This is a genomic window from Actinoallomurus iriomotensis (assembly GCF_030269445.1).
GTDB classification, from domain to species: Bacteria; Actinomycetota; Actinomycetes; order Streptosporangiales; family Streptosporangiaceae; genus Actinoallomurus; species Actinoallomurus iriomotensis.
In genome coordinates, this window is the sequence record NZ_BSTJ01000005.1 from 471040 (window position 1) to 491404 (window position 20365).

At 72.0% G+C, this 20365-nt stretch carries 17 protein-coding genes; 3 read left to right on the plus strand and 14 right to left on the minus strand.

Annotation, left to right across the window (positions count from 1 at the left end; translation table 11 throughout):
- Positions 1-51 precede the first annotated feature (51 nt).
- From QSK37_RS23075 to mshC, 8 genes are all read right to left on the minus strand, one after another.
- Positions 52-1971 carry a glycogen debranching N-terminal domain-containing protein gene (locus QSK37_RS23075; RefSeq protein WP_285624681.1) on the minus strand — a complete coding sequence of 640 codons (1920 nt, stop codon included), beginning with the start codon at positions 1969-1971 and terminating at the stop codon, positions 52-54.
- 165 nt (positions 1972-2136) lie between these two features.
- A complete protein-coding gene (locus QSK37_RS23080) occupies positions 2137-4722 on the minus strand; it encodes a glucosidase family protein (RefSeq protein ID WP_285624683.1) in 2586 nt (861 codons plus the stop codon).
- 61 nt (positions 4723-4783) lie between these two features.
- The gene (locus QSK37_RS23085; RefSeq protein ID WP_285624686.1) at positions 4784-6418 is read right to left on the minus strand and encodes a glycoside hydrolase family 13 protein; all 1635 of its coding nucleotides are present in this window, start codon (positions 6416-6418) and stop codon (positions 4784-4786) included.
- A 29-nt stretch (positions 6419-6447) separates the two neighbouring features.
- Complete coding sequence (locus QSK37_RS23090) at positions 6448-7320, minus strand: carbohydrate ABC transporter permease (protein WP_285624689.1); 873 nt, start codon at positions 7318-7320, stop codon at positions 6448-6450.
- The gene (locus QSK37_RS23095) at positions 7317-8327 is read right to left on the minus strand and encodes a carbohydrate ABC transporter permease (protein ID WP_285624692.1); all 1011 of its coding nucleotides are present in this window, start codon (positions 8325-8327) and stop codon (positions 7317-7319) included. The genes QSK37_RS23090 and QSK37_RS23095 overlap by 4 nt, the downstream gene beginning before the upstream one ends.
- A 57-nt stretch (positions 8328-8384) precedes the next feature.
- Positions 8385-9659 (minus strand): ABC transporter substrate-binding protein, encoded by a 1275-nt coding sequence (locus QSK37_RS23100; protein WP_285583260.1) that lies wholly within the window; start codon positions 9657-9659, stop codon positions 8385-8387.
- Between the two features lie 27 nt (positions 9660-9686).
- The gene (locus QSK37_RS23105; protein ID WP_285624694.1) at positions 9687-10718 is read right to left on the minus strand and encodes a LacI family DNA-binding transcriptional regulator; all 1032 of its coding nucleotides are present in this window, start codon (positions 10716-10718) and stop codon (positions 9687-9689) included.
- A gap of 162 nt (positions 10719-10880) precedes the next feature.
- Positions 10881-12134: a cysteine--1-D-myo-inosityl 2-amino-2-deoxy-alpha-D-glucopyranoside ligase gene (gene mshC / locus QSK37_RS23110; RefSeq protein ID WP_285624699.1), complete on the minus strand. Its 1254-nt coding sequence runs from the start codon at positions 12132-12134 to the stop codon at positions 10881-10883.
- Positions 12135-12266: 132 nt separating this feature from the next.
- Here mshC and QSK37_RS23115 point away from each other — a divergent pair, with 132 nt between their 5' ends.
- Positions 12267-13229, plus strand: a complete 963-nt coding sequence (locus tag QSK37_RS23115; protein ID WP_285624701.1) for an alpha/beta hydrolase — start codon at positions 12267-12269, stop codon at positions 13227-13229.
- Positions 13230-13234: 5 nt separating this feature from the next.
- Here the strand turns inward: QSK37_RS23115 and QSK37_RS23120 are convergent, their stop codons facing one another.
- From QSK37_RS23120 to QSK37_RS23135, 4 genes are read right to left on the minus strand one after another with little or no spacing between them, the layout of a single operon-like run.
- A complete protein-coding gene (locus QSK37_RS23120) occupies positions 13235-13963 on the minus strand; it encodes an NRDE family protein (protein WP_285624703.1) in 729 nt (242 codons plus the stop codon).
- A complete protein-coding gene (locus QSK37_RS23125) occupies positions 13964-14728 on the minus strand; it encodes an SCO1664 family protein (protein ID WP_285624705.1) in 765 nt (254 codons plus the stop codon). It abuts the gene before it with no gap.
- 27 nt (positions 14729-14755) lie between these two features.
- Positions 14756-15304, minus strand: a complete 549-nt coding sequence (locus QSK37_RS23130; RefSeq protein ID WP_285583272.1) for a DUF3090 domain-containing protein — start codon at positions 15302-15304, stop codon at positions 14756-14758.
- A 10-nt stretch (positions 15305-15314) separates the two neighbouring features.
- A complete protein-coding gene (locus QSK37_RS23135; protein ID WP_285583274.1) occupies positions 15315-15977 on the minus strand; it encodes a histidine phosphatase family protein in 663 nt (220 codons plus the stop codon).
- A 100-nt stretch (positions 15978-16077) separates the two neighbouring features.
- On the opposite strand from QSK37_RS23135, the gene corA reads away from it, so the two are divergent.
- A complete protein-coding gene (gene corA, locus QSK37_RS23140; protein WP_285624707.1) occupies positions 16078-17049 on the plus strand; it encodes a magnesium/cobalt transporter CorA in 972 nt (323 codons plus the stop codon).
- A 370-nt stretch (positions 17050-17419) separates the two neighbouring features.
- Here the strand turns inward: corA and QSK37_RS23145 are convergent, their stop codons facing one another.
- The gene (locus QSK37_RS23145; protein WP_285624709.1) at positions 17420-18070 is read right to left on the minus strand and encodes an MOSC domain-containing protein; all 651 of its coding nucleotides are present in this window, start codon (positions 18068-18070) and stop codon (positions 17420-17422) included.
- A 26-nt stretch (positions 18071-18096) separates the two neighbouring features.
- On the minus strand, positions 18097-18915 hold the full coding sequence (locus tag QSK37_RS23150; RefSeq protein ID WP_285624712.1) for an undecaprenyl-diphosphate phosphatase: 819 nt from the start codon (positions 18913-18915) through the stop codon (positions 18097-18099).
- Between the two features lie 461 nt (positions 18916-19376).
- Between QSK37_RS23150 and QSK37_RS23155 the strand changes: the two genes are divergently transcribed.
- The gene (locus tag QSK37_RS23155; RefSeq protein ID WP_285624713.1) at positions 19377-20333 is read left to right on the plus strand and encodes an aldo/keto reductase; all 957 of its coding nucleotides are present in this window, start codon (positions 19377-19379) and stop codon (positions 20331-20333) included.
- Positions 20334-20365 lie beyond the last annotated feature (32 nt).

The window sequence follows — 20365 nt, forward strand, 5'->3', positions numbered from 1 at the left end:
CTCTCCCCCGGTCCGACAGACCACTGACACCAAGCCCTGGAAATCACTCATCTAGTCGCTCGCAGGCGCCCCGTCCTCGGTCGTGAAGGTCAACGTCTGCTGTCCCGCGCGTACGCCGGTGACGGTCATCGGGCCGAAGCCCGGGAGCGGCGTGGCGCTCACCTGGCCGGTCGTCGCGTCCCGGTGGAGGCCGAACAGTACCGTGACCAGCGCCGGGGACACGGCGGCGCTCCACGCCTGCGGGCGGCAGGCCGGCGGGTACGGGACCGGGGCCGCGCCGTCGCGCCGGGTGTGGCCGCCGAACAGCTCCGGGAGCCGGTGGCCGAACGCGGGCGCCACGGCGATCAGTCCACGGGCCAGCTCCGCCGCCTGCTCCCGATGGCCCGTACGGCTCAGGCCCAGCATCGCGATCGCCGTATCGTGCGGCCAGACCGAACCGCGGTGGTACGACAGCGGGTCGTACCCGGCGGCCTCGGCGGTGAGCGTCCGCAGGCCCCACCCGGAGTTCAGCTCGCCGAGCCGCCGCGCGACGCGAGCCTCCTCCTCGCGGTCGAGCAGGCCGGTGCCGAGCAGGTGGCCGGCGTTCGAGGCGAGGCCGTCGACCGGCGCTCCCGTTCCGTCCAGGGCGATCGCCGGGTAGCCCTCCTCCAGCCAGAACCGGGCGCGGAACCGGGCGGCCAGGCCCCGCGCCCAGCTCCGGTGCCGGTCGCCGTCCCGCCCGTACGCCTCGAGCAGGTCCGCGCCGAGCATGGCCGCCTGGTAGGCGTACGCCTGCACCTCCGAAAGGGCGATCGGCGGGGTCGCGCAGGTGCCGTCGAGGTGCTGGATGCCGTCGCTGGAGTCCTTCCAGCCCTGGTTGGGCAGCCGTTCGGCCGAGCCGCGGTAGGACACGAACTCCTCGAAGGTGCCGAGCCAGGCCAGCGCGCGCTCGGCGGCCGGCAGCAACGCCTCGACCTCTTCGGCGGGCATTCCCCAGTGCCACGCCTCGGCGAGCGTCACCACGAACAGGGCCGTCGCGTCGACCGAGCCGTAGTAGACCGGCGGTAGCCGTCCCGGCGCGTACGCGGGCCGCAGCTCGTGCGGGATCTTGCCGGGTTCCTCCTCGGTGACCGGGTCGTGGCCGGTGCCCTGGTGGCGGGCCAGCGTCCGCAGGGTGCCGGCGGCCGGCTCGTGGCCGAGCGGGAGGGCCAGCCGGGCGGCCCACAGGGCGTCGCGGCCGAACAGCGTGAGGTACCAGGGGCTGCCGGCCGCGCAGTACAGGTCGCCCTCGTCGGCGAGGAGCAGGGCGCCGAGGTCGGCGACTCCCTGGGACACCAGGGCGTCCAGGCGCGGGTCCGCCGACCGTACGGTCAGGGGCGTCCGCGCCCACGGCGGCGGGCCGTCCGGTGGCGCGGGGCGGAACCCCGGCACCGGCGGCGGCGCGGCGCGTACGGTGAGGGTCGTGGTGAACCGGTCGCCGGACGCCAGCACCAGAGCGGCCTCCGTACGGCCCTCCAGCCGGACCTCGTAGCCGTCGGGGCCGGTCAGGACGGCGCCGTCGCGCAGCGGCGTCTCCGGCGGAGGCGGGTCGCCGGCCTTGACGTCGCTGATCTGGGCGAGATCGGCGGCCGCCGCGACTTCGAACGTGACCGTGGCGGTACCGTCGCCGTCGTTGCGCACGGTGATCCGCTCGGTGCCGCCGTCGTGCCGCACGGTACGAACGCGCTCGACCGTCAGGGCGCCGCGGGCGGCGGTGAAGCGCACGCGGTCGGCACCGAGCGTCTCGGCGTCCCGGGGCTCGGGCTCGGCGCCGTCGAGGGTCACCACGAGCCGCGACAGCACGCGGCGGTCGGCGACGTACAGTCCGCCGGGACCACCGGCGAGCCGGCCGCCGGGCGGGGACAACCAGGTCGCGGGGGCCGCGACGCACGTCAGATGGTCGTGCAGCTCCGATCCGGACGCACCGACCGGACGGGGGGTGGAGGCGGGCACGTGGTCTCCTCCGTTTCGCGGGAGATTCACCCCATGATGACGTCCCCCCGTACCCTCCGCACATGCCGATCCCCGGCGCACCGCGCGGTGGACGCCCCGATCGACGGGTTCGCGCGGACGCTCGCCCGGCGCTCCCCCGATGAGGGAGGGCCGGGCGAGCCCGCGTCAGCGGAGGGTGACCACCAGGGTGGACCGGCCTCCGCGTGAGCCCGCGTCGGCCACGACCTCGCCGCCGCGCGCGGTGCGCCGCACCTCGTACGGCACCGCCCGGCCGTTCAGCGTCACCGCGGCGACCGCGGCTCCGGAGGGCAGCACCTGGCCGATGAGCAGGCGTGTTCCCGGTCCCCGTTCGGTCACGACCGTGCGCAGCGACGTCGCGGACGCCGCCGCGGAGACGTCGACCGAGCCCGTGCCGACGCGGATGTTCCGGCCGGCCACGCTCGGTTGTCCCGGCGGGACCTGCGGGACGACCTCCAGCCGGCCTCGTCCCAGGTCCGGGGCGACGCCGAGCTGCTGGCTCACGACCGGCCACAGGTTGCCGTACGCGCCCCACGCCTGCAGGACCATGGAGCGTCCCGTCTCCGGCCGGTCGATGTTCGGCGGGTCGAAGTCCGGGCTCGGCACGATCTCCGGCATCGCGCCGGGCATCTCGTACAGCGACGGGTCGAGCTGCTGTCGCGCGTTGTCGTCGGTGTAGCGGCGCTGCTGCGCGAGCCGCCCGTAGTTCCCCTCGGCGACCGCCATGATGCCGGTGTTGATGGTGAACGCCTCGCGGTCGCTCTGCACGCTCGACACCGCGCTGTCACACGCCGGGCCCTTGTTGCCGCCCTCGGCGGAGGTCGGCCCCGTGCCGGTGTGGTACAGCCCGTTCTCTCCCGTGTAGCAGGGGCGTTCTCGCTGGTCGAGTACCTCGCGGGCGTGCGCGTCGGTGGCCAGCGGGCGCGTGGCCTGCCCGGACCGTACGAGGAGAGCGTCCAGCGGCGTCAGCCCGATCCAGTGCCGCTGGAAGATCTTCGTGTTGTCGTTCGCCGGGTTCGCCGGGTCGTCGAGGGAGTCGGCGAACTGGTGCGTGTCGCCGCCGTACCACCACGCCTGGTCGAACCGCTTCACCAGGTCGTCTCCGTGCGAGGTGGCCCAGGTCGCGGTCGCGGTGTCGCCCTTGGCCCGCGCCATGTCGGCCAGGTCGTACAGGCCGCGGACGGTGTAGACCGTGTTGTCGAGCTTCTCCACGCCCATGCCGGGCCGCTCGACGTTGCCGAGCCCTTCGGGCCAGCCGTCGCCGTCCGCGTCCAGCTTCTCGACGACGTAGCGCATGTTCCGCCTGGCGAAGTCGTAGACGTCGTCCAGGAAGCGGCGGTCGCCGGTCCAGCGCCACACGAGCGCGGCGGCGCTGGGGTACTTGGCGGTCTCGTCGGTGTTGCCGGCCTCGTCGTTCGCGCCGAAGTACACCGAGCCGTCCGAGACGACCTCGTGCACCACCTTGCCGCTCCTGTCGTTGACGACGTCGCTGACGTCGCGGAGCGTGCGCAGATGGTCCTCGATCGCGGGGAACTGCCCGGCGGCGACGGTCGCGAACGCGGTGAACTCCCCGTCCGTGCCGAAGATCCACGGGTAGTCCGGCCAGCCCGCGCCGATCCAGCGCGCCCGGGCGAGCGTGCCCTTCGGCGGCGGGTACGCCTTGCCCTCCTCGGTCGCCCGCAGGCGCAAGTCGTCGGCCTGCTGTACGGAGTCGGCGAGGTTCTGTTTGCTCCACTCGACGCTCTGTTGCAGCAGCCGGTCGCCGGGCAGGTCGACGACCGTGTTCGCGGCGACCGACCGGCGCGCCGCGACCTTGCGGGCGAGCAGGCCGGCCGGGTCGTGCAGCGCGGCGCTCAGCGCCGTACGCGCCTCGGCCGTGCCGTGGTCGGAACCGGCGACCGCGAGCCAGACGGTCGTGTCGTGCCCGGCGGGCAGCTTCACGTCATAGGACAGCCGGCCGCCGGTGCCCTTGCCGAAGTCGGTGTCGTCGCACCGGTCCGGCGGCGTGCCGGTCGAGGGGCAGATCACCGGCGGATCCTGCGGCCCGCGGTGCCCGGCGCCGAGCTGGTGGGCGACCGGCGTACGGTCCGCGGCGACCATGGCCGCGAAGTCGTGCGCGGTGGCGTTCGCGACCCTCGGCGTGCCCTGCTCGCGGAACACCAGCGCGCCACCCTCGTACGCGCCGGTGTCCGGCAGGTTGGCCGCCTTCTGGTCCGGCGTGGTCGAGCCCCACGGGTAGGCGGTCATCAGCTCCGAGTGCGCGTCGACGTCCAGACGCACCGTACGGGCCGTCGGCGAGGTGAGCCGCAGGCCGATGAGCCCGGCGCGCACGCCGTCGGGCGCGACGTCCGTCCGCTCGACGCGCACGCCGCCGGTCTCGTAGGCGATCCGGGTGTAGCCCTGGCCGGCGGTGAAGCGCTCCGCCTTGGCCTGGGCGCCGCCCAGCCACTGCCCGCCCAGGCCGAACCACACGCCGTCGAGCAGTTTCAGCGGCGGCGTCCAGAACCCGCCCATCTCCCCCTGGGTGTGCCAGCCGGACGCCGGGTAGAGGCCGTCCTCGGTGGAGACCGAGTAGAAGCGGTCGCCGATGACGACCGCACGCCGATCCGGCAACCGGGTCGTCGTGGACAGCTCCGCGGACTTCGGCGGACCGGCCGCCCGCGCCGGCGCCGCGTGCGCGGCGCCGGCGACCAGGATGAACGTGACCGCGAACGCGACGGCACGTCTTCGCATGGGAATTCCTCCGAACAGAGATCTCCCCCGAGGTACAGGACGGTCGGCCGCCGGTCCGCCGTCAGTCGTCGACGGTGAGCCAGACGGCGGTGTCGTGCGGCAGCGCACCTCCCTCGAGCGGACCGCTGGCGAGCAGGACCTCGTGGTGGGCGGGCAGCGGGTACGGCGCGCCGGACAGGTTGACCGCGCACGCGAAGCCCGGCGTGCGGGAGAACAGCAGCACGCCCTCCGGGGTCTCGTGCCAGCGCAGCGTGCCCTCGCCGAGCGCCGGGTGCTCCCGCCGTACGCGCAGCGCGGCGCGGTAGAGCGCGAGCATCGAATCGGGGTCGGCGGCCTCCGCCTCGGCGGTGAGGCCCGTCCAGGACGCCGGCTGCGGGAGCCAGGTCGTCACGCCGTCCGGGCTGAAGCCGTAGGGCGGCGCGTCACCGGACCACGGGAGCGGCACACGGCATCCGTCGCGCCCGCGCGAGGTGTGCCCGGAACGTTCCCACACGGGGTCCTGCAGCGACTCCTCCGGGATGTCCTCGACCTCGGCGAGCCCGAGCTCCTCACCCTGGTAGACGTAGGCGCCGCCGGGCAGGGCGAGCATGAGCAGGGCGGCCGCGCGGGCGCGGCGCACGCCGAGGGCCAGGTCGAGCGGCTCGGACGTGTCCGCGCGCGGGCCGTGGCCCTCGGTGTGCGGCCGCCCGTACCGCGTGACGTGCCGGACGACGTCGTGGTTGGACAGCACCCAGGTCGCGGGCGCGCCGACGGCGCCGAGGGCGTCCAGGCTCCGGTCGATCACCTCGCGCAGCCGTGCGGCGTCCCACGGCGCGCGCAGGAAGTCGAAGTTGAACGCGGTCTGCAGCTCGCCGGGGCGCACGTAACGGGCGAGCCGCGCCGGGCCGCTGACCCAGGCCTCGGCGACGAACGCCCGGTCGCCCTCATAGCGGTCCGCGACCCGGCGCCACTCACGGAAGATCTCGTGCACGCCGTCGCGGTCCCAGTGCGGGTGGTCCTCGCGCTTGGTCGGCTCCAGCACGTCGACGGACTCCCCGGCGTCGGGCAGGCCCTCCTGTTTGATCAGACCGTGCGCGACGTCGATGCGGAACCCGTCGACGCCGCGGTCGAACCAGAACGCGAGGATCTTCTCGAAGTCGCGGCGGACCTCGGTGTTCTCCCAGTTCAGGTCGGGCTGTGCCTCGGCGAACAGATGGAGGTACCACTCGCCGTCGGGCACGCGGGTCCAGGCGCCGCCGCCGAACGCCGCGCGCCAGTCGTTCGGCGGCAGTTCGCCGTGCTCGCCCTTGCCGGGCCGGAAGACGTAACGGTCGCGTTCGGGGCTGCCCGGACCGGCCGCCAGCGCGGCCTCGAACCAGGCGTGCCGGTCGGAGCTGTGGTTCGGGACGATGTCGAGGATCACCCGCAGCCCGTGGTCGTGCGCCTCGGCGATGAACGCCTCGGCGTCGGCGATCGTGCCGAACGCCGGCTCGATCCCGGTGTAGTCGGCGACGTCGTACCCCGCGTCGACCATGGGCGAGGGGTACCACGGCGTGATCCATACGGCGTCGACGCCGAGGTCGCGCAGATACGGCAGCCGGGACCGGATGCCGGCGATGTCACCGACGCCGTCGCCGTTCCCGTCGGCGAAGCTGCGGATGTAGATCTGGTAGATGACAGCGCTGCGCCACCAGGGCGCGGAGTCGGTCGCTCGCACGTCGTCCTTTCGTGATGGTGGGGAGGTGGTCACTTCACGCCACCGGCGCTGAGGCCGGCGATGATGCGCCGCTGGAAGATCAGCACGATGATGACGAGCGGGACCGTGACGATCACGCCGGCCGCCATCTGCGTGCCGAACGGCTGGTCGAACCCGTACGCGCCGGTGAACTTGGAGATCGACACGGTGGCGGTCTGCATCTCCTTCTTGTTCACCATGCTCAGCGCGATGATGAACTCGTTCCAGGCGGCGATGAAGGTGAGGATCGCGGTGGTGAAGACGCCCGGCGCGGCCAGCGGGATGATGATCTTGCGGAAGGCCTCGCCGCGCGTGCAGCCGTCGACCATCGCGGCCTGCTCCAGTTCGAAGGGCATCTGGCGGAAGAACGCCGTGAGGTTCCAGACCGCCAGGGGCAGCGCGAACGACAGCGTCGGCAGGATCATCGCCTGGTAGGTGTTGATCCATCCGATGTCGCTGAACAGCTTCAGCAACGGGATGATCAGCGAGATGCCGGGGAACATCGACGTCGCGATGACCATGCCGAGCACCGCGTTCTTGAACCGGAACCGCAGCCGGGCCAGCGCGTACGCGGTCACCGTGCCGACGATCAGTGTGATCGCGGTGGTGAACCCGGCCACGACGACGCTGTTCAGCAGCGCACGCCCGAAGCCGACGCCAGGCTTGAAGACGGCCGAGAAGTTCCGCACCGACCATTGACTGGGCAGCGGCGCGTTGTCGAACTGGTCATCCGGGCGCCGGAACGCCGACACGACCATCCAGTAGAACGGGGCCAGGCAGTACAGCACCACCACGACGACGCCGACATGGGTGAGGACCCGGCCCGTGGTCCGCCTCCACGTGCCCGGCCTCCGGCGCGGCGCGGGCGTCACGGCCGCCGTCATGCCGCCACCTCCCGGGCCGCCGCCAGGGGCTTTCGCTTCGGGCGCGCGGGCCGGGAGGCCCGCGTCTGCCGCATGTCGCCGATGATGTCGGCGCCGAGCAGCTTGACGAAGGTGTACGCGACGACGGCGACGTAGACGAACAGGATGGTGGCGTACGCGGCCGCGGGGCCGTACCGCAGGTTGGTCGCCTCGTCATAGGCGATCATGGTCAGTGTCTCGACGGAGTCCTTGTGCAGGCCGATCAGCACGGCCGGCAGGTCGAACATGCGCAGCACGTCGAGCAGCCTGAACAGCACGGCGACCAGCAGCACCGGCTTGACCATCGGCAGCGTGATCCGCCAGAACGAGTGCCAGGCCCCCGCGCCGTCGACGCGGGCGGCCTCGTGCACCTCGCGTGGGATCACCTGGAGCCCGGCGAGGACGAGCAGGCCGACGAACGGCGCCGTCTTCCAGGTGTCGGCGATGATGACGGCGAGCTTGGCGTGGAAGCCCTCGGTGGTCCACAGGACCTGCTTGCCGATGATCGCGTTGGCGACGCCGTCGGCCTGGAAGACCCAGCGCCAGAGCAGGCCCGAGACCACCGTGGGGATCGCCCACGGCACGAGGATGCTCGCCCGTACGAGCCCGCGGCCGCGGAAGGCGCGGTGCATGACGAGCGCCATCGCCACGCCGAGGACCGTCTCCAGCACGACGGTCACGACGGTGAAGAAGGTGGTGTTCCAGAAGGCGTTCCAGAACGCGTCGGAGTTCGGGCCGGTGAAGATGTCGGTGTAGTTGCGCAGGCCGACGAACTTGTCGCCCTGCACGACGAAGCCCTGCGCGTCGAGTCCCTGACCGCGCTGGTACAGCGACTCGCGGAACGCCGAGATGACGGGATAGCCGACGACGAGCGCGAGGACGATGAAGGTCGGCGACAGCAGCGTGGCGGCCAGCCGTCCGGACCCCTGCACGTCGCCCCGCCGTCTCCTGCGGGCCGCGGCCGGCCCGGCGGTGGTTGTGGTCGTCATGAATCCTCCTCCGGAAGCCCGTGGCGGGACGCCCTCGCGTCCCGCCACGGTGCGCCGCTACTGCTGGGTCAGCGGCCCGAGCTTGGACTGAAGGCCGGCGAGCGCCTGGTCGGTGGTGCTCTTCCCGGTCAGTGCCGCGTAGACCGCCTCCTGGATGGCGGTGGTCACGTCGTTGTAGCGCACGGCCTTCGGCCGGGGCTTGGCGTTGAGGAGGGAGGCCTTGAGCGTCGGCAGGTACGGGAACTTCTTCTGCAGCGCGGGCTCGTCGTACAGCGAGGCGAGCGTCGGGGCCTCGGAGCTGGCGAGCAGGTTGGCCCGCTCGGTGTCCTGGCTCGTCATGTACTTGATGAAGTCCAGCGCGGTGGCCTTGTTCTTGGCGAAGGAGGAGATCGCCAGGTTGTGCCCGCCGAGGGTCGGCGAGCCGGGACCGTTCAGGCCCGGCAGGGGCGCCACGTCGAACTTGCCCTTGACCTTCGGCGCCTTGCTCGACAGCGCCCACTGGTACGGCCACTGGCGCAGGAAGACGAGGTCGCCCTTCTCGAACGCGCGGCGGGCGTCCTCCTCCTCGTACGTGATGGCCTCCTTGGGGATCATCCCGCTCTTGAAGCCCTGGACGAGGAAGTCCAGGCCCTGCTTGGCCTGGGGCGTGTTGACGTTCGGCTTGCCCGACTCGTCCACGACCTCGCCGCCGGCGCTGTCCACGGCCTCGGAGAAGTTGCAGGTCAGACCCTCGTACTTGTCGAACTCCCCGGCGTAGCAGCCGACGCCCTTGATCTTGCCACAGTCGGTCTGCAGTTCGGACCAGGTCTTCGGCGGCGCGCTGATGCCCGCCTTCTCCAGCAGGTCCTTGCGGTAGTACAGCAGGCCGGCGTCGGTCTTCCACGGCGCGGCGTACAGGTTGTCGCGGTACTCACCGGTCTGCACCGCCGCGGGCAGGAACTTCGACAGGTCGAACTGGTTCTTCGGCAGCGCCGTGACCCACCGGTTGGCCGCGAACTCCGCGGTCCACACCACGTCGAGGTTGAGCACCGTGTAGGCGTCGGACTTGGTCTGGGCGTTCTGCACCATCTGCTGGCGCTGCTGGTCGGCGCTCTCCGGCAGCTCGATGAGCCGGACCGTCTCCTGGGGATGGGCCTTGTTCCACACGTCGATCTGGTGCTGGACGTTGCCCGAGGTGTCCTTGCCCTGGGCCAGCGTGATCGGGCCGCGCCCGGTGAGCGCCTGGCTCGTGGGCGTGCTCTTGGTCTTCGAGCCGCTGCCGCAGGCCGCCGCGAGCGTCACCGTCGCGACGACGGCCACCACCCCGCGTGCGATGGTCGAGATCGATGCCACTTTCACTCCTCGTTCTGGGAATCACACTCAGTGCACGGGCTCGGGCCCCCGCCACTCCCGTATGACGAGATCTGGACGCAGCATCACCCCCTCCCGCGGAGTCTCCGCCCCGCTCAGCCGGTCGATGAGGAGTCCGACAACACGCCGCGCGACCTCGTCGAGCGGCTGGCGGACGCTCGACATCGGCGGCGACATCAGCATCACGGCCGGCGAGTCGTCGAAGCCGACGACGTCCAGGTTCGGCCACCCGTCCGGGCCGATGCCGCCGGCGAGCCGCGCGCCGACCGCGAAGGTGTCGCTGCCGCAGGCGAACGCGGTGGGCGGTTCGGAACCGGCCAGCAGCGTCCGCGCCGCCGCGGCCGCAGCCGCGACGTCCTCGGCGCTGCCGGCCACGAGGTCGGCGGCGTCCAGCCCGTGGCGCCGCACCGCCTCCTCCCAGCCCGCGCGCCGGTCGTCGCCGAACCCGTTGCCCGGCGGCCAGCCGAGGTAGGCGACGCGGCGGTGACCACGGGCGACCAGGTGGTCCACCGCGCGCGCGACGCCGTGCGCGCCGTCCACGTCGGCCCACCAGAAGCGCCCGCGGGCCTGCCCGCGCGGCCGGCCGAAGCAGACGAAGGGGATCCCGCGGCGGGTGAACCACGGCAGGCGCGGGTCGCCCACCTCGACGTCGACGAGGACCAGCGCGTCGACCGTGCCGGTGCGGATCAGGTCCTCGGACGTGGTGAGCTCGTCACCGGCGGCGCCGAAGAGCAGCACGTGGTATCCGGCGGCGCCCGCCGCCTCGGTGAGCGCGTGCAGGAACCGGTCGAACAGGTCGCTGACGCCGGACGGGGAGACCATCTTGAGCCCGATGCACCGGCTCGTGCGCTGCCGGAGGTTCTGGGCCGCGCGGTTGGGCCGGTAGCCGAGCTCGTCGATGGCCCGCCGCACCCGCGCCGCCGTCTCGGGCGCGACCCGCTCGGGCGCCTTGAGCACGTTGGAGACGGTCTGGCGCGAGACCCCGGCCGCGGCGGCGACCTCGGAGATCGTCACACCGGTCGCGTCTCCGCCACGGCCCATGGGGAGTCTCCCTTGGCACGGATTTCCGGCGGTCGCCGGTTTGATCGTTCAAATTGTCACCGGGCACACCCGCATGTCAAGGACAGATCGCCATTTGTTTCGCGTCTGTTGTGCAGACCGGGCAGATGACGCGTATCCGGCAGACGGGTGGTGCGCGGGCGGCTACACGGCGATGCCGAGCAGCGCGTCGACGGCGACGCGGAACAGCTCCGGAGCCGTGCCCTCGTCCTCGCGGTCCTCGGCAACGACGCTGAGGGCGTGGTCCACCCACCGGTCCACCGCGGCGAGGGCCGAAGGGGCGTCGAGGTCGTCGGCCAGGTGCCGGCGGAGGTCCGCGACCAGGGCCACCGCGGACGGGCCGCCGGCCAGCCGCGCGGCCTCGCGCCAGCGGGCCAGGCGGGCCTCGGCGGCGGTCAGGTCGTCGGCGGTCCACTCCCAGTCGGACCGGTAGTGGTGCGCCAGCAGCGCCAGCCGGATCGCCATCGGGTCGGCGCCGTCCCGGCGCAGGCCCGAGACGAACACCAGGTTCCCCCGCGACTTGGACATCTTCTCGCCGTCGAGGCCGACCATGCCCGCGTGGACGTACGCCTTGGCGTGCGGGCGCTCGCCGGTGGCGATCTCAGCGTGGGACGCGCCCATCTCGTGGTGCGGGAAGACGAGGTCGGAGCCGCCGCCCTCGACGTCGAAGGACATGCCGAGGTTGTGCACCGAGATGGCGGCGCACTCCACGTGCCAGCCCGGACGGCCGGCGCCGAACGGGGAGTCCCAGGACGGCTCGCCCGGCCGCTCCGCCTGCCACAGCAACGGGTCGAGGGCGTCCTTCTTGCCCTTGCGGTCGGGGTCGCCGCCGCGTTCGGCGAACAGCGGCAGCATGTCCGCCGTCGTCAGGCCGCTCACCGAGCCGAACTCCGGGTCGGCGGAGATCGGGAAGTACAGGTCGCCGTCGAGGTCGTACGCGGCGCCGCGCGAGCGCAGCCGTTCGACGAACTCGATGATCAGCGGGATCGACTCGACCGCGCCGGCGTACTCGCGCGGCGGCAGGACGCGCAGCGCGGTCATGTCGTCGCGGTAGAGCTCGATCTCCCGCGCGGCCAGGGCGCGCCAGTCGTCACCGGTCTCGGTGGCACGTTCGAGGAGCGGATCATCGATGTCGGTGGTGTTCTGCACGTAGTGCACCTCGTGACCCGCGTCGCGCCAGACCCGGTTGACCAGATCGAACGCGAGGTAGGTCGCGGCGTGCCCGAGATGGGTGGCGTCATAGGGGGTGATGCCGCAGACGTACATCCGGGCCACCGGGCCCGGAGTGACCGGGCGCAGAGCGCCCGCGGCCGAGTCGTGCAGTTTCAGCAGAGGCTCCGCGAGCGACAGGCCGTGTCCGGCCAGGCTGGGGACCTCGGGGGCAGGCCACGATCGCATACCCCGCAGCCTATCCGCGACGGACGGCGGCGGACGACGGGGATCGGGACGGTAAAGACTTGTCCTGGTGAGCCGAGGCTGCCGACCGGCCCGGCGCGAGTGTGCGAATCTGGTGGCGCTCCGCCCCCTGTCATGACTGATCGCCGGGATTTCGCCTGCAACGTGTCGAAACACCGTAGACCCCAGCATCGTGGCCGGCGCCTCGCCGGTCTTTCGCTGTGGGCGGGAACACTCGTCCTCGCGCTCGGCACGGCCTACGCCTCGGTCAACGTCGGCGCGCACCACGGATCCTCGGCCGACACCCGCGGGGCGCGGGAGACCGACACGCCGTCGCCGGCCCGCCCCGGGCTCAGCCGGATCGAGGTCACCGACCCGGCCGACCACAAGGACTACGGCGTGTACGTCTGGCGCCCGGACGTGCCGGAGACGCGGACGCTCCCGGTGCTGTACTTCCTGCACGGCGTGCCGAGCGACCCCGAGACGATCGTGCGGTACGAGGGGCTGGCCGACCAGGTCCGGTCCTATGTCGCGCACGGCGGCACGCCCTTCGTGCTCGCGGTCCCCGACGGCAACGGAAGCCACCACGACGACACCGAGTGGGCGAACGCCGCCGACGGGTCGGACCGGGTCGAGGACCGCCTCCTCGACGAGGTCATCCCGGCGGTGGAGGGCGCGCATCGGCGCGACGCGGCGCACCGGGCGATCGCCGGTTTCTCGATGGGCGGCTACGGCTCGATGAATCTCGCCCTCCGTCACCCGGACGTCTTCGGCTCGGTCGCCTCGATCTCCGGGTACTTCCACGTCGACGACCCGTCGCGCATGTTCGGCGACGAGGCCGAGGTGATCGCGGCGAACCGGCCGGACGAGCACGTCGCCGCCGCCCGCCGCCTGCACGTCTTCCTCTCCGCCGCCGCGGACGAGACCAACCCGGTGGTCGACGGCGAGCCGCAGCGCTTCAAGAAGCTGCTGGACGACGCCGGCGTGCCGGCGACGTTCGTCGTACGGCCGGGCGGGCACGACTGGGACTACGTGCGGAGCGTGCTGCCGGACGCCTTCGCGTTCCTCGCCCGCGGCTGGGCGGACGCCCGCTCATAAAGGAGTCAGGCCAGCGGTATCGGCCGCCAGGCCGCCGGATCGCCGGGGGCCGCGGTGAAGTCGTAGCCGGTCATCGCGTCCACGCCGAGGGTGGTCAGCGAGATCGAGGTCGTGCCCCAGACCCGGCCGCCGTCGAGCTCGCGGCGGACGATGAGCGCCCTGGCGTCGGCGGGATCGAGCCCGTCTCCGTCGAGCAGCCTCCGCCAGCTCGCGCGGTCGCGGGCGGCCGCCTCGAACAGCGGGCGGAAGTGGGCGACGCGGGCGGACAGGCGGTCGTCGCCGCCGCACGTGCCCGGTTCGGCCAGGCCGCTGTTGACGACGATGTGCACCCCGGGTTCGAGCGTGCGGGCGGTGAGCCGTTCACCGTTCCAGCTCCAGAGGCGCACTCCCCCCGGCTCGGCGCCGATGAGGTGGAACGGGTCGTACCGGCCGAGGTCGCCGTCCAGCCGGCCGCCCTCGGCGAGCAGCAGCGGCAGCTCCCCACGGGAGCGGCGGCGCGCCTCGGGCGCCGGGGGCCCCTCGCCGTTGAGCACGCACGCCACGCGCGGCGTGGACGGGTCGGCGGCCAGCCACGTGCCGCCGGCCAGTTCGTCGCGGCCGCCGACCAGGCCGGGGCGGTCGGGCCAGTGCCGGGCGGGCGGGACCCACGCCCGGTCGAGCATCTCGTCACGTACGCCGGCGAGGAACACCGGGATCGGTGCGCGCGGGTCGTACCCGACGATCGCCGTGCACATCTACACAGGGGGCCAGGGAATGGCGGGCCAGTCCTCTGGGGGGTAGGGGTGGATGCGGTGCTTGAGCATGAGGTCGACGCGGCCGACGGTGGCCTCGACCTCCTCCTCGCTCAGCAGCGCCCGCAGCCGGGCGGTGAGGCCGTCGCGGTCGAACGCGTGACGGAGCCGCTGCAGCGCCTCGACCGCCTCGCCGGTGAGGTCCTTGCCGCGCCACTGCCACAGCACGGTGCGCAGCTTGTACTCGTCGGAGAAGCAGACGCCGTGGTCGCAGCCGTACACGTGGCCGGACGTGGTCGGCAGCAGATGCCCGACCTTGCGGTCGGCGTTGTTGACGACGGCGTCGAAGACCGCCATGCGGCGCACGGCCGGATCGTCACCGCGCGACAGCGCCAGCACGTCGACGTCGGGGTCGTGGTCGATCCACAGCTGCACCATGCCGGGGCCGAACGGGCCGTCGCGGTGGACGGTCGGCGGCACGATCCGCCAGCCCATCTGCTCGGAGATGACGTACGCCGCGACCTCACGGCCGGCCAGGGTGCCGTCCGGGAAGTCCCACAGCGGGCGCTCGCCGGAGACGGGCTTGTAGACGCAGTTCGCCCGCAGACCGTCGAGCTCGATGGCGCAGTACAGCGTGGCGTTGGTCGCCGCGACGAGCCGTCCCTCGACGGTGATCTCGCCGTGTTGCAACAGGCGGGTGGCGGTCTCGACGTCGGCCGGACCGACCGAGCCGTCACCGCCGACGCCGTACCGGGAGGGCTGACTCATGGCTCTAGTGTCCGTGCGATCGACATTTCAGCCAAGATGGCCGTTCTGCCGCGGGCAGACGTGGCCCTGGGCGTCCAGCGGCAGCCCGCACAGCGGGCAGGGGGGCCGCCCGGCGGCGACGATCTTCAAGGCGCGCTGGGCGAAGGCACGGGCCTGGCCGGCGGTGATGCGGACGCGGAGCACCACGGCGGCGGGATCCTCGCTGCCGATCTCGGACTCGTCCTCCTCACCCTCGGTGACCTCCTGCGCCTCGATGACCACCCGCTCATCTTCGGGATCCCAGGCCAGCGCCATCGTGCCGACGCGGAACTCCTCCTCGATCGGCTGTTCGAGCGGCTCGTCGTCCTGCAACTCGACCGGCGCGACCGCGGGGACCGCGGTCGTGCCGCCCTGGCGCAGCACCTCGTCCAGCAACTCCTCAAGGCGCTCTGCCAGCAGCGTCACCTGGAACTTCTCCAGGCCGACGCTCGTGACGCGGCGCCCCGCCCGAGCCTGCAGGAAGAACGTGCGGTCGCCAGGCTGGCCGACGGTGCCCGCCACAAACCTTTCGGGCATGTCGTATGCGATGACCGGCATGAGGACGACCCTACGCTCCGCCACCGACGGGCGCGTCACTGTCCTCGCCGGACTTCGCAAGAAGATCGTCGACTTTCCCGCCATTGTCGTTCAGACGGAGGACGAACGGACGCGTCTCGGTGTAACGGATCACGGTCAGTGACGCGGGATCGGCCTGAATGCGCTGGAACTGGTCCAGGTGCAGGCCCAGGGCGTCGGCCACGATGGACTTGATGATGTCGCCGTGGCTGCACACCAGGAACGTCGCGTCCGGCTTGAGCGTGTCGTTCCACTCGCGCACGGCGGTCACCGCCCGGTGCTGGGCGTCGGCCAGGGCCTCACCGCCGGGGAACCGCGCGGCGCTGGGGTGGGCCTGGACGACCTTCCACAGGTCCTCCTTGGCCAGTTCCTGGAGCGGGCGCCCGGTCCAGTCGCCGTACCTGACCTCGCCGAACCGGTCGTCGGTGCGCACCTGGAGGCCGTCGCGCCCGTCGAGGAGGGCCTGCGCGGTCTCCTGGCAGCGTTCCAGGGGGCTCGCGAGGGCCAGGTCGATGGGCAGGGGCGCGAGGCGCGCCGCGAGCTCGGCGGCCTGCTGACGGCCGCGCTCGTTGAGGTGCACCTCGGGCGTCCAGCCGGCGAGCACCGGCCCGGTCAGCTCGGTCAGCCCGTGACGCACCAAGAGGAGAGTTGCCACGTCGTGAACTGTAGCCGCACCCGGCGCGGCGATTGGCATCCAAGGTCACGGGTAGGTCATGTGGCGCCCCTGCCCACGCCTGCTCCGGGACAATGTCGTCATGATCATGGATTGCGCCATCTATCGGAAGGGCGTCCGCGACGACGTCGACGGCGATCTCAGCGACGCCCTCGACGCCGCGCGGGAACTCGGTGACAGCTTCATGTGGATCGGCCTGCACGAGCCGAGCACCGAGGAGTTCGACCAGGTCGCCGGCGAGCTGCAGCTGCACCCGCTCGCGATCGAGGACGCGGTCCACGCGCACCAGCGGCCCAAGCTCGAACGCTACGGCGACGTGCTGTTCGTGGTCATCAAGTCGCTGCGCTACATCGACGAGACCTCCGACATCGAGGTCGGCGAGATCATGCTGTTCCTCGGCAAGGACTTCGTGATCACCGTCCGGCACGGCGAGGGCGCGCCGCTGAAGGCCGTGCGCCGGCGGCTGGAGGGCGACCCGGACCTGCTCCGTCACGGGCCGAGCGCCGTGCTCTACACGGTGCTCGACGAGGTCGTCGACCAATACGGCTCGATCGCGCACGAGGTCGAGACCGACATCATCGACCTCGAACGCCGCGTCTTCGCCCCCCAGCGCACCACGGTCACCGAGGACATCTACGAGCTCAAACGCGAGGTGCTGGAGTTCCGCGGCGCCGAGGACCCGCTGATCCCCGTGCTCCAGGAGATCGTGAAGGGCCGCGTGAGCGTCGCGGAGGGCACGCTGGAGTACTTCCGCGACGTGCTGGACCACCTGCTGCGCGTCGACGAGCAGGTCGACTCGCACAACGAACTGCTGACGAACGTCCTGAACGCGCACCTCGCCCAGGTCGGCATGCAGCAGAACGAGGACATGCGCAAGATCTCCGCCTGGGCGGCGATCCTCGCCGTGCCGACGATGATCACTGGCGTGTACGGCATGAACTTCGACCACATGCCCGAGCTGCACCAGTGGTGGGGCTACCCGGCGGCGATGATGGTCATCGTCGGCATCTGCGTCGGCCTGTACCGCTGGTTCCGCAAGAGCGGCTGGCTGTAGCCGGCCCAGCACTCCAGCACCGGATTTCGGCTGGACTTTCCGGAGCTGAGCTGAGCACATGGCGCCCGAGTCCATTGTGGCCCATACGGTCCAGAACTTGTGTTGTGCGGGCGTGCCCCGGCCTCGTGAGTTCGATGAAGATCGCGTGATCCTCGCCATCCGCGACGACGTTCCTCGCCTCGGACGCGTCGAGCTACGTCAATGGTGCCGAAATCTACGCCGACGGTGGATCCGCGCGGGCATGGGCGCGCTTCAGCCGCGCCATACGCTGATGCGTGGTGATGAACCGTCGCAGCCCCGCCTCCCACGTCGCCGGCGACCGGAGGTGCCGCCCGCCGGCGTTCATCCTGACCGCGGGCCGGGCAGCGCCTTAGGAGCCGGTGCGGCGGAGGAGGTCACGTGTCTCGGCGTGGAGGGCGTCGCCGGCCGGTGCCAGGCGCGGGAGCAGTTCGGGTTCGCTGGTGAGCGCGCGCAGGGCGAGCGCGACGGTCACGTCGTGGTCCGGGCGGCTCACGATCGTGATCGGGTCGCCGGCGCGGACGTCGCCCGGCTCGATCACCCGCAGGTACGGGCCGGGCACCGCGGCGGCGATGAAGCGCTTGATCCAGCCGGGCACGCCCAGCCGCCCTTGGAAGGTCACACACGGGATTCGCGGAGCGGAGACCTCCAGCACGACGTCGCGTCCGATCCGCCAGCGTTCGCCGATCAGGGCGCCGTTGACGTCCAGGCCCTCGGTGGTGAGGTTCTCCCCGAAGACGCCGTTCGGCAGCGGCCGGTCCAGCTCGGCCGCCCACCGGTCGAGGTCCTCGCGGGCGTAGGCGTAGACGGCCTGGTCGGTGCCGCCGTGATGCCTGACGTCGTGGGCCCGGTCACCGGCGAGGCCGACCTCGCCGGCGCCCTTGGGCCCGGGCGCGGTGACGGCGACCGGGCCCTCGACGGGACGCTTGTCGATGCCTGTGGCGGGCAGGCGCTTCCAGGGATTGGGCCGCGGCCTGCCCACGTTGACGGTGAGCACCCTCATGCCACGACCGTACGCCGCCTCGGGCCCTACGTCGCGGCGATGGCTCCGGCGGCGAGCAGGCCGATGAGGATGCCGCCGAGCGCCACCCGGTAGTAGACGAACACCAGCGTCGAGTGGCGGACGAGGAACTTCAGCAGCCACGCGATCGAGGCGTACCCGACCACGAACGACACGACGGTGGCGACGGCCGTGCCCGCGACGGGCAGGTTGCCCTCGCCGACCTTGCGCAGCTCGAACAGGCCGGACAGGACCACGGCGGGGATGGACAGCAGGAAGGAGTAGCGGGCCGCCGCCTCACGCGTGTAGCCGAGGAACAGGCCGCCGGTGATGGTCGAGCCGGACCGCGACGAGCCGGGGATCAGCGCGAGGCACTGGAACCCGCCGATGATGAGGCCGTCGCGCATGTTGAGGTCGCCGATCTCGCGCTTCTGCCGGGCGGCCCACTCGGCGATCAGGAGCACCAGCCCCATGACGATGAGGCTGCTCGCGTTGATCCACAGGTTGCGGGCCGGCCCCTCGATGGCGCTGTTGAACGCCAGGCCCGCCACCGAGACGGGGATCGTGCCGAGCCCGACGTACCAGCCCATGCGCGCGTCGAGGTGGTGGCGCAGGTCCGGGTTGAACAGGCTGCGGAACCAGGTGACGGTGATCCGGACGATGTCGCGCCAGAAGTAGATGAGCACCGCCAGCATGGTGCCGAGCTGGATCACCGCGGTGAACGCCGCGCCCGGGTCCTTCCAATCGAGCAGCCGGGGCACGATCAGGAGGTGGGCCGAACTGGAGATCGGCAGGAACTCGGTGAGTCCCTGGACGATCCCGAGCACGGTGGCTTGGACGAAGTTCACGGGTGGTGGCTCTTCCTCGTACCGGTGGAGTCGATGTCGCAGGCAGCCTAGCGAGCAGTGCGAGTACGTGCGGACGAACCACTCCGGCCGCTACGCTGCGCAGGCGTGACTCCTCCGCTCCCTGAAGGGAGCGGCTTCTCGCCAAGCCGCCTGCGCACCTTGGCGTGCAGGGCCGCGAACCCCGCCACCCCTTGCGCCGTCGGCCGTGCCGTCTGCGCGAACGCCGGGCGTCCCTACCTCACGCACCACCCGGTGGTGCCCGAAGTCACACACCGCACCCGGCGAGAACCGCGTCTAACGAGTCACACCATCATTGATGACAGCGTCGCAAATCCCACCCGCGGTGAACGGAGACCTCTGATGCGCAGACCTGACGGGCCCATGCACGCTCGAGCCTTGGCGCACCTCTCGCCTTCGACTCCTCCGTCGTCCGAAGGCGACGGTCCCCTCCGGAGGTCGTGATGGAAGAGCGTCACCTCGGCCGGAGCGGCCTGTCCGTTTCCCGCCTCGGTCTGGGCACGATGACGTGGGGCGGCGACACCGACCCCGAAGACGCGGCCGAGCAGCTCACGACCTTCGTCGAGGCGGGCGGCAGTCTCCTCGACACCGCCGACGTGTACTGCGGCGGCGACAGCGAGCGGGTCATCGGCGAGCTGGTCGGCCAGGTCGTCGACCGTGACGACCTGGTCATCGCGACCAAGGCGGTGCTGACCGCCGAGGGGACGCGTGACGCCTCGCGGCGTCACCTGCTGCGCGCGCTGGACGCCTCCCTCGATCGCCTCGGCGTCGACCACGTCGACCTGTGGCAGCTCCACGCGTACGACTCGCGCACGCCGATGGAGGAGACGCTGTCCGCGCTGGACGACGCCGTCGCCTCCGGCCGCGCCCGGTACGCCGGGGTCTCCAACTACGCCGCGTGGCAGCTCGCCACCGCGGCGACCTGGCAGCGCGCCTGGCCGGGCCGTACGCCGATCGTGTCCACGCAGGCGGAGTACTCCCTGCTGCGGCGTGACGCGGAGGACGACCTGGTGCCGGCGTCGCTGCAGCTCGGGGTGGGCCTGCTCCCCTACTCTCCGCTGGGCCGCGGGGTGCTGACCGGCAAGTACCGCACGGGCATCCCGGCCGACTCCCGCGCGGCCAGCGCGCACTACGCCGAGTTCGTCCAGCCGTACCTGAACGACCGCTGCGCGCGGATCGTCGAGTCGGTGTCGACGGCCGCCGAGGGGCTCGGCGTGTCGCCTCTCGCCGTGGCGCTCGGCTGGGTCCGCGACCAGCCGGGCGTGGTGGCGCCGATCGTCGGGGCGCGTACGGTCAAGCAGCTGTCCGTCATCCTGGAGGCCGAGGAGATCACCCTGCCCGGCGAGATCCGCGAGGCCCTGGACGACATCTCCTCCGACGACGACCGGGACGACGACTGATCTCGGCATGGTCGGCAGCGCCGCAGGCGCCT

Excerpts from the sequence above, each read along its gene's own strand:
- QSK37_RS23115 (WP_285624701.1), top strand. The coding sequence starts at position 12,267 with ATGACTGATCGCCGGGATTTCGCCTGCAACGTGTCGAAACACCGTAGA.
- QSK37_RS23125 (WP_285624705.1), bottom strand. The coding sequence starts at position 14,728 with ATGAGTCAGCCCTCCCGGTACGGCGTCGGCGGTGACGGCTCGGTCGGT.
- QSK37_RS23090 (WP_285624689.1), bottom strand. The coding sequence starts at position 7,320 with ATGACGGCGGCCGTGACGCCCGCGCCGCGCCGGAGGCCGGGCACGTGG.
- QSK37_RS23120 (WP_285624703.1), bottom strand. The coding sequence starts at position 13,963 with ATGTGCACGGCGATCGTCGGGTACGACCCGCGCGCACCGATCCCGGTG.
- QSK37_RS23145 (WP_285624709.1), bottom strand. The coding sequence starts at position 18,070 with ATGAGGGTGCTCACCGTCAACGTGGGCAGGCCGCGGCCCAATCCCTGG.
- QSK37_RS23130 (WP_285583272.1), bottom strand. The coding sequence starts at position 15,304 with ATGCCGGTCATCGCATACGACATGCCCGAAAGGTTTGTGGCGGGCACC.
- QSK37_RS23155 (WP_285624713.1), top strand. The coding sequence starts at position 19,377 with ATGGAAGAGCGTCACCTCGGCCGGAGCGGCCTGTCCGTTTCCCGCCTC.
- QSK37_RS23095 (WP_285624692.1), bottom strand. The coding sequence starts at position 8,327 with ATGACGACCACAACCACCGCCGGGCCGGCCGCGGCCCGCAGGAGACGG.
- QSK37_RS23080 (WP_285624683.1), bottom strand. The coding sequence starts at position 4,722 with ATGCGAAGACGTGCCGTCGCGTTCGCGGTCACGTTCATCCTGGTCGCC.
- QSK37_RS23105 (WP_285624694.1), bottom strand. The coding sequence starts at position 10,718 with ATGGGCCGTGGCGGAGACGCGACCGGTGTGACGATCTCCGAGGTCGCC.
- mshC (WP_285624699.1), bottom strand. The coding sequence starts at position 12,134 with ATGCGATCGTGGCCTGCCCCCGAGGTCCCCAGCCTGGCCGGACACGGC.
- corA (WP_285624707.1), top strand. The coding sequence starts at position 16,078 with ATGATCATGGATTGCGCCATCTATCGGAAGGGCGTCCGCGACGACGTC.